This is a genomic window from uncultured Cardiobacterium sp. (assembly GCF_938028185.1).
In the GTDB taxonomy this organism is placed as follows: domain Bacteria; phylum Pseudomonadota; class Gammaproteobacteria; order Cardiobacteriales; family Cardiobacteriaceae; genus Cardiobacterium.
In genome coordinates this window covers 1-2,291 of record NZ_CALJAH010000199.1, presented here as the reverse complement: position 1 = coordinate 2,291, position 2,291 = coordinate 1, and the positions used below count along the sequence as shown (strand labels likewise).

Sequence of the window (2,291 nt, the reverse complement as noted above, 5' to 3'; positions counted from 1 at the left end):
CAGCGAAGGCGTTCGGCAGGTTGCGTTTGCCCGCGTTGTGGAAGTCGTTGTCGATGCCGTACATCAAGGCGTGGCCTTGGTAGGTAGCCTTCTGGTCGCTCGGCAGTGCCGCCATCTGTTCGATGGTGGTGGCGTTGGTACCACGGTAGAAGTAATCATCGACAGAATCGTCGGTGTTCTTGTTGCGGTACGGGTTGCGGATGAAGTTGTCGGCATAGCCCTTAACGCCTTCATCCACATCGAGCTGGGTAGAAACGCGACCATACTGGACATATTTGAGGGTCATCGGCACGGCGCCAATGCTATAAAGGGTGGCTTTACCGGCTTTATCGTTGGCGGTACCACGATCGGTATCAGATGCTTCAGTTTCATATTCGGCGACAAAGGATTTGGCACCGCTGAAGCTGTTCAAGGCGACCGGGTGGATACCCTTATTTTTCTCAGCAGTACCAGCATAGGCCAAGTGGTAACGACCGAAGATGCGGGTAGTGGTATTGTGATGGTTTTCCCATTTCTTCTCGTCTTTATTCCAGTTCAGCTCCTGGCCGAGAGTAGAAAGGCTGTTACCAACACGAATCAAACCATTCGTGGCAAATAGACCATTTTCAAAATATGTATCGGTTTTACCCTCACGAGTATAATCGTTTTCAAAGGCATACTCAGGAGTCGTCCACCATACTAGATCTCGACCATAACGGGTGCCACCATTAGTACCATGTGCGAAATCTGGAGTTACTGTCTGTCTTACTTTATCGCTATCAAGCACTTTAGGTGTAGAACCACGATACATATAGACATCTTTATTTCCTTCTACATCTTTAGAATAGATTTTCTTGAATGCTTTAGGATCAGTACCATCTACAGGTGCCACTTTACCACTATTATCAAAATTTCTGACGATTGCATAGGGGTCGATAACAGCAGTTATAGTCTTGGCATCACTAACAGTATAAGTACGCTCCCTAGTTATTTTTGAACCTGGATTGGCAGGATCATCAACTTCATCTTTTACATAGTTAAAGACACCTTTAGTTGCATCAGCAAGTGTATCAGTACCACCTTGAATTTTTTCTCCTGTTTTACCAGTTACACTATGTGATGTGTCTGTATTAGTGCCATCAACCTCACTTCCAGCATCTCTGTTATTAACTTTTGCTTGATTAGCAAGATCTTGATCTGCAAGAGTAACATCCACGCGTTTATACGTTCCCGAAGCGGTCTGTTCAACGTATGGACGATGAGCTACATTAGTTGCGCTCTTACCTGCATCCGGATTCGCAGTACCATCCGGCAATAAAGCAGGTTCAGTATTAAATACTGACTCGCGTTTAATCTTGTTTTTGAGATCAACATTATTTGCGCCATCAACATTAGTACCATCATCTTCATGATGCCCCGCATGATGGAGACGATTTAAATGTGAGGCACCAAAATACATACCAATCAACGTATCTACGTTCTTGAAGTTTTCTTCCTGCAAGCTGTTACCATCGGTTACGGAATCTGGGATAGCGTCCCCATTTGCCTTGAGCGGTACCGGATTGTCGCTGCCTGCGAATTGTGCCTTGACCGGGGTGCCGTCGGTACGGACGATTTCTTGACGGGCGAGAACGATGTTGGTCAGGCTGGGGTTTTGGTCATTGAGGGTGGTGCCGAGGAGCGGGGAGGCGGAGGCCGGTTTGCTCGGATTCAGGGTGCGGTCGTATTGTGAGCCTTCGCGGCGGATGTATTGCAGGGTGCCGACGGTGTTCTGCTTGGTCAGGTCTTTGTCATCTACGACCTGGGTGCCAGTCGGGTCAACGACTTTGTCGTCATTCGCCGGAGGGGTCGGCTGGTTGTTGTTATTGTTCGGCTGGTTCGGGTTGGGCTTGGGCGGGTCAGCCGGTTTGTTGCTGTTGTCATCACCGCTACCACCGCAGGCGGCAACGCCGACGGCCACGAGGATTGCCAGGGAGAGGTTTGTCAGTTTCATGCTGTATGTACCTTTAACTGTTGAAAGTGAATTTTCCATAGCCATGCTTTGGCTAAGGGGTATGTTATGCCAGGTGCGGCGGTTGTTGCAAGTTTTTTGTGGTTTTTTTGAAACACGTTGCGGGGTGGTGTTTTGTGGTCGCGACGCGGGTTGTTTGCGCCCGGTTCGGCGGCGAGGACGGACGGAGATTGGGGGGCGAGTTGGCGCATGGTTTGCGGGGATGGGCGGAGCTTCGGCGGTTGTATCGCGGACGCTATCCCCTCCCCAGCCCTCCCCCGCTGCGGGCTTCGCCCTGCAGGGGAGGGGGCAGAACGGCGGG

At 50.2% G+C, this 2,291-nt stretch carries 1 protein-coding gene; it reads right to left on the bottom strand.

Annotated features, from left to right (window positions below; all coding sequences use genetic code 11):
- The coding region (locus tag Q0349_RS05870) for a hypothetical protein (RefSeq protein WP_298079948.1) at positions 1–2,011 on the bottom strand (2,011 nt) is incomplete at its 3' end.
- Positions 2,012–2,291 lie beyond the last annotated feature (280 nt).